We start from the raw sequence: 6,328 nt of genomic DNA, 5'->3' as shown, positions 1-6,328 counted from the left end.
CTGAAGACTCGTGGAGTTGACTGGTACTAATAGGCCGAAGGCTTACTTTTCAAGATAATGTGTTTGCGTTCACTGTATGGTTTTTGGATAACAATCCCGTAGGTTTGCGGTGATTATAGCGAGAGGGAAACGCCTGGTTCCATTCCGAACCCAGAAGCTAAGACTCTTTGCGCCGATGGTACTGCACTTTTGTGGGTGTGGGAGAGTAGGTTGTTGCCGCTTTATTGTTGAGTAGCCCCGGCTTTGCCGGGGCTATTTTTGTTTGGGGAAGACCTTATAGGTCTTCCCCTCTTTTTGTGTACCCAAAAACTCCTCGAGCGAAAGCCCCATAACTCAGCAGAGGTACAGAGACGCAGCAGAGAAGCAGGGGAACATGGTTGCAGAGCCAGCCCGACAGCGTGCCAGCCTACTGCAGAGGTAACGAGATGGGGAGTTCACAGATCCGCCTGAATGACGAACTAGAGAGCACAGTAGAGGAACTCTTGGTACCTTAACAACAAGAGCAATCCACATCTCTACCCGAACGAGTAGAGAATACGCAAAGGAGCATCATCATGGCTGATGAGAAGAACATCTACGAACGCTGGAGCGAAGAACGCCTCGACCCGCCCTTCCCCAAAGAATGGGGGCTGGATGAAGAAGACGAAGCCGAGTTGCTCTGGCCCATCTGGCCCCTGCTGTTCATGGGTGAATCTGATACTGAACAGTACGTAGAAACGATCACCGATTATGTGATGGACGTACTCGGTCTGGAATACGATGGGGAGAACGAAGACAGCAAGCTCTGGGAAAAGCGCGTAGAGGACTACGTGGAAGAGCTCATCAAGCGTCGTCGTGCCTTTGCTGCTGAGCTGGGCATTACCCCCGAAATGCAGAAGAACTCCAACCTCAACCGTGCCTTCGCAGCCCTGGAAGAAGAAGGAGTTATCGCACGACAGAACTTCACCTGCTGCGGTACCTGCGCCTCCGCAGAAATCTGGGACGAGATCGACGACAGCCGTGAATGGAAGGGATACATCTACTTCCACCAGCAGGACACCGAAAGCCTCGCTGAGAGTGGCGGCACCTACGTTGGGTTCGGTTCCTTCCTCGCCTACCCCAGGGACGAAAATGAATGGAACGCGCTGAGCGATGCGCAGAAGGAAGAGATTAGTGCTCTTCACAAGAAGCTCTCCGTGGAGCTCATGAAGGACACCATTATCCCCGTACTGGAGAAGCACGGCCTGAACGTGAAGTGGAACGGGAACTTCGACACCCGCCCGTTCATTGGGGGAGTGGAAATCTACAACATTCCCTAGCAGCTGGTGAGCTGAACCGGATGGGAGCCTAGCGGCATACCTAGTGGGGGAGGAACGCCTCCCAATGCTACAGAAGTTTACAAGGAAAATAAGCTGAGAGCGTGAGAATACACCTCACAGCATCTCAACCAGGGTATTAACTAGCCGATAAGGCACCCATTCGGTAGGCTAGACGGGTAACGCGGTACATCCACGAGATAGACCCCACGACAGAGCGTGAGTAGAGCCAGCCTTCACGGTGGCACCTGCTCGACATGACTTTCAGCTCTTTCAAACGGCAGGAAGCTAGACCCCTGGAACGCCCCGTAGAGAAACGGATATGCCCAGCTCAGCAGAGCTGAAGCACATCTGAAGCTCTACTCGGGTGGGTGTGTACTCCATAAGGAGTAGGCTAGAACAGTGGATGAACCGCCACCCATATTCCCAACCAAAGGAGCAGGCATGTCGACCGACGCCCGCGAAAAAGCCCGCCAGATTGCGGCACAGCAGGCCAAGAAGAGCCCCAGCCAGGCAAGCCGCCGCTGGCTCCAGCTCGGCGTACTCGCCGTGGTCCTCGTTATCGTAGGTATCATCGGTTTCGTCGTAGTCAACGGCAACAAGAACACCAAGGTAGCAGAAAGCGGCCCCGTGCCCGCCAGCGCCAACGAATACGGTGGCATTGTGCTGACCAAGGACGGCATCGTCCAGAACTCCTCCACCCAGGAGACCCGCGACTTCAAACAGCTCGCAACCTCGACCTCCTCCGTGACCCCCATGGTCAACGGAACCGCAGCAGCTGTCAACACCCTGCCCCCGGGCGTGCAGACCGCTGAAGAGGCAGCCAAGAACGGTCAGCCCGTACGTGTGACCATCTTCCAGGACTACAACTGCGTGCACTGTGCAGAGTTCGAGAAGAAGTACAGTGAGGAAATCCAGAAGCTCGTCGAAGACGGTACTATCACCCTGGAAATCCGCAACCTGACCTTCCTGGACCGCTCCTCGCCCACCGCATACTCCGCACGTAACGCGGCAGCAGCATACTCCGTGGCAAACCAGGTCAGCACCAGCGACTTCCTGAACTACCAGCGCGAAATCTTCTCGCACCAGGGTAGCGGCGACATGAACAACCAGCAGATCGCCGACATTGCTTCGAAGTACCACGCCTCCATTGGCTCCGACATGAACGATGGCAAGTGGCGTCCCTTCGTGGACGTGGTCAACGCTGAATCCGCAAAGAACGGCATTCAGGGTACCCCCACCGTTTTCGTTGATGGCGACCAGTACACCAGCAACGACTTCAGCGCTTTCCTGAAGCAGAAGATCGAAGCTAAGAAGAAGTAACCTCTTCGATACAGAAAAACCCGGTAACCTTCGCGTGAGGCTACCGGGTTTTTCTGTATGTATCCGAAGCTCTAAAGAACGAGTAAAGGAACGTGAGGGGCAGGAAGAAGACTCGGCAAAGTGCTGGACAAGGTGCCCGGGAGCCCCTGTAGCCGAGGTATTCGGAAAGGGTAAAACGAAGGAAACGAACGCATCAAACCGGCATAATCCAGAAGCATTCTCAAGCAAACCGCCAAAGAACAACTAAGCAGATTCAACCACCAGAATAAGGTACACTGGACAAGTTGCCTCCTTAGCTCAGTTGGCCAGAGCATCTGTCTTGTAAACAGAGGGTCACCGGTTCGAATCCGGTAGGGGGCTCAGAAAAATCCTGGTTCGCACCAGCCTCATAGCAGAGGTGCGAATCAGGATTTTATTGTAGCGAGTGTCCTCGAGTGTCTAAGGGACCCGCACCAACACATCGTCTACCCGCCCTGAGGAACCAAGTATGTCTGAAACCTCCGGAACCCCGCAGGCCACCGCCTCGCAGGGCACCCGTACCGCGGCGCTGCGCACCGTCAAAGCCCGCGAAACCAACGACTACCCCCTCGAAGAATTCATCGAATCGCGAGGATTCCGCCCCGAAATCCAGGGCCTGCGCGCCTTCGCCGTGCTCCTCGTGGTGCTCTACCACGTCTGGTTCGGCAAAGTCTCCGGCGGCGTGGACGTCTTCCTCTTCATCTCCGCCTTCCTGCTCTCGCTCTCCTTCATGCGCAAGATCAACGAAGGCAAACCCCTCAACCTCCTCAACTACTGGCTGCATGTCTTCCAGCGACTGCTACCTGTAGCCACCGTGGTTATTGCGGGTACCACGATTGCGTCCTTCTTCGTGCTCGCGCCCAGCCGCTGGTCGCAAACCGTCACCGACGCAACGAGCTCCCTGTTCTACTTCCAGAACTGGAACCTCGCGTTTAGCTCCGTGGACTACTACGCCCAAAACGCCTCTGTGAAGTCGCCCTTCCAGCACTTCTGGTCGCTCTCCATCCAGGGGCAGATCTTCATCATCTGGCCCCTGCTCTTCGCCGCAGTAGCCTACGTCGTGCACCGATTCCGCGGGAACCTCTTCACCACCGCGGTATTCATCTTCAACACGGTGTTCGTCGCATCCCTGACCTTCTCCATCGTCGAAACCGACACCAACCAGGGATTCGCCTACTTCGACACCCGCACCCGCCTGTGGGAATTCGCCATCGGAACCCTGCTGGCGATGCTCACCCTCAAGTGGAAGGCACCCGAAAAGGCACGAGTTGTCATGGGCTGGGTCGGCATTATCGGCCTGGTCACCTGTGGCGCAATCCTGCCTGTTGAACGAGCATTCCCCGGCTACCTGGCACTCTGGCCCGTAATCTCCGGCGCGCTCGTCATCATGGCAGGCCGCACCAACAGCCGCTGGGGCATCGATCGACTATTGGTCTCCGCACCCCTGCAGAGCCTCGGTAACATCTCCTACGCCCTGTACCTGGTGCACTGGCCCATCCTCATCCTCTACAGCAGCGCCGTCGGTACCTCCCGCGTGAACGTCATCGAAGGCACCATCATCATCCTTGCCTCCATCGGCCTGGCATGGCTGCTCATCCGCTTCGTGGAAAAGCCGCTGCGCTACCGCAAGGATCCCTTCGTACCCTGGCTCATGATGAAGATGCGCTTCAAGACCGTCTTCTCCGTCAAGACCTGGGCAGACCAGCTCGCCTTCATCCTCGCCATCTTCCTGGTCGCCGGTGTACCCCTGACCGCCGCACAGACCTGGATCGGCTACCGCAACGCCCAGTCCGAGCAGAACGCCGAACTGAAGGTACAGACCGTCACCGAAAACTACCCCGGCGCCCGCGCAATCGGCGGCGCCCAGCAGGGACTCATCGACAACCCCATCCCCTCCGGTGGCGACGTCAAAGCTCAGTTCGACGGACTGAGCGACCCCTGCACCGGCGGCTTCGCGCCCTCCGACCCGGCACTCGCCAAGTACTGCACCGTGCAGAAGTACGGCCCCGAGGATGCACCACTGACCATGGTCGTCGGTAACTCCCACGCGGAACAGGCGCTGAGCATCTTCAAGCCCATCGCCGAGCAGACCAAGACCAACCTGCAGACCTACCTGCTCGGTGGCTGCCAGTACCCGGTCCGCGCCGTCAACGCCAGTAACGAATGCTCGGAATTCAACACCAAGATGACCGAGGAAATTCTCAAGCGTAAGCCGCAGACCGTGGTGCTCATCGCCACCGTTGCCCAGGCACGATCGAACGACGAACGAGTCGACCCGAGCCTCGACGAGACGGTCCGCCGCCTCACCGAGGCAGGGGTCCAGGTCATCGGCCTGCGCGATAACCCGCGCTTCGAGTACAACATCTACGAATGCGCTCAGAAAGCCGGTGCCGACAAGAGCTCCTGTGCACGACCCGCAAGCGACAAGTACGCCGCAGAAAACCCCGCGAAGGAAATCTTCGACAAGTACCGCGACCAGGGCGCCGTCATGGTTGACCTGAAGGACGTGTACTGCCCGGACGGCACCTGTAGCCCCGTGGTCGGAAACATCTACGTCTACATCGATGACAACCATGTCTCCAAGACCTACAGCCGCACCATGGCTCAGGAAGTTTTCCAGCGTGCAGCGGAAGGCGGCTGGCTCGTCAACGGAAAAGTGAACTTCTAAAGTTCACCAATACAGCGGATCCCCCGAACTGTTCTACAGAAGTATGAACAGAGCGGGGGATTCGCTATTTTCTGACCCGAAATTAGGATAGGCTAAGTTAGGAGGCTCCCGGGAAAAGCCTTAGAGAAGAAAGGACGCCATGAAAGAAATCACCGAACGCACCCTCAAAGTTGAGAACGTCAGCCTCGGCTACGGCGAAACCACCATCGTCAAAGACCTCTCCCTCGAATTCCCCAAAGGCAAAATCACCGCCATCATCGGCCCCAACGGCTGCGGCAAATCAACGCTCCTACGCGGTGTCTCCCGACTACTCAAGCCGCTCAACGGCGACTTCACTCTCGACGGAAAATCCACCCACGAATACTCCATGAAGGGCTTCGCCCGGATGGTCGGGCTCATGCCCCAGCATCCCATCGCACCCGAAGGCATCACCGTAGCCGATCTGGTCTCCCGAGGACGCTACCCCTACCAGGGGCTCTTCAAACGCAATAGCGCCGAAGACGACGAGGCCGTCGCCTGGGCACTTGAAGCCACCGATACCATGTCCCTCGCCGAACGACAGGTCACCGAGCTCTCCGGCGGCCAGCGTCAGCGCGTCTGGATTGCCATGGCGCTTGCCCAAGAAACCGACATCCTACTGCTGGACGAACCGACCACCTACCTCGACCTGGCACACCAGGTAGAGCTACTCGACCTGCTCTCAGAACTCAACGAACAGCGCGGCACCACCATGATCATGGTGCTGCACGAACTGAACCTCGCCGCCCGAGTCGCCGACTACCTTGTGGCCATGAAGGACGGCTCCATCGTCGCCCAGGGCGAAGCACACGACGTGCTCACCCGCGAGAACCTGCACACCATCTTCGGGCTGAAAGCCGAGGTCGCCGACCCGTTCAACGACGGTAGCGTGGTGGTTGTACCCCACCCGCGGAGCGCATCCGCAGCTGCCGGTGCGACTGTCGGATCCTAAGAAACCCCCTCCATATCTGATGAAGCGCCCGTAACAGTGGGATACTGGAAAACA

General features: G+C 57.6%; 4 protein-coding genes, 1 tRNA gene and 1 rRNA gene. All 6 read left to right on the top strand.

Annotated elements, in window-relative coordinates; translation table 11 throughout:
- The first annotated feature begins 105 nt into the window (after positions 1 to 105).
- Positions 106 to 222: ribosomal RNA gene (rrf, locus tag RWZ58_RS07895) — 5S ribosomal RNA — on the top strand.
- A 332-nt stretch (positions 223 to 554) separates the two neighbouring features.
- Positions 555 to 1,298: a DUF6891 domain-containing protein gene (locus RWZ58_RS07890; RefSeq protein ID WP_314658266.1), complete on the top strand. Its 744-nt coding sequence runs from the start codon at positions 555 to 557 to the stop codon at positions 1,296 to 1,298.
- Positions 1,299 to 1,739: 441 nt separating this feature from the next.
- A complete protein-coding gene (locus tag RWZ58_RS07885) occupies positions 1,740 to 2,618 on the top strand; it encodes a thioredoxin domain-containing protein (protein WP_314658265.1) in 879 nt (292 codons plus the stop codon).
- Positions 2,619 to 2,904: 286 nt separating this feature from the next.
- Positions 2,905 to 2,978 (top strand) — tRNA-Thr (locus tag RWZ58_RS07880).
- Positions 2,979 to 3,105: 127 nt separating this feature from the next.
- A complete protein-coding gene (locus tag RWZ58_RS07875; RefSeq protein ID WP_314658264.1) occupies positions 3,106 to 5,304 on the top strand; it encodes an acyltransferase family protein in 2,199 nt (732 codons plus the stop codon).
- Positions 5,305 to 5,443: 139 nt separating this feature from the next.
- On the top strand, positions 5,444 to 6,274 hold the full coding sequence (locus RWZ58_RS07870; RefSeq protein ID WP_314658263.1) for an ABC transporter ATP-binding protein: 831 nt from the start codon (positions 5,444 to 5,446) through the stop codon (positions 6,272 to 6,274).
- The last annotated feature ends 54 nt before the right edge of the window (positions 6,275 to 6,328 follow it).

The sequence above is a fragment of the uncultured Rothia sp. genome (genome assembly GCF_963544205.1).
Classification (GTDB): domain Bacteria; phylum Actinomycetota; class Actinomycetes; order Actinomycetales; family Micrococcaceae; genus Rothia.
The sequence above is the reverse complement of the archived record's forward strand: the minus strand, read 5'-3'. Positions and strand labels throughout refer to the sequence as shown.

Excerpts from the sequence above, each read along its gene's own strand:
- RWZ58_RS07890 (WP_314658266.1), top strand. The coding sequence starts at position 555 with ATGGCTGATGAGAAGAACATCTACGAACGCTGGAGCGAAGAACGCCTC.
- RWZ58_RS07885 (WP_314658265.1), top strand. The coding sequence starts at position 1,740 with ATGTCGACCGACGCCCGCGAAAAAGCCCGCCAGATTGCGGCACAGCAG.
- RWZ58_RS07875 (WP_314658264.1), top strand. The coding sequence starts at position 3,106 with ATGTCTGAAACCTCCGGAACCCCGCAGGCCACCGCCTCGCAGGGCACC.
- RWZ58_RS07870 (WP_314658263.1), top strand. The coding sequence starts at position 5,444 with ATGAAAGAAATCACCGAACGCACCCTCAAAGTTGAGAACGTCAGCCTC.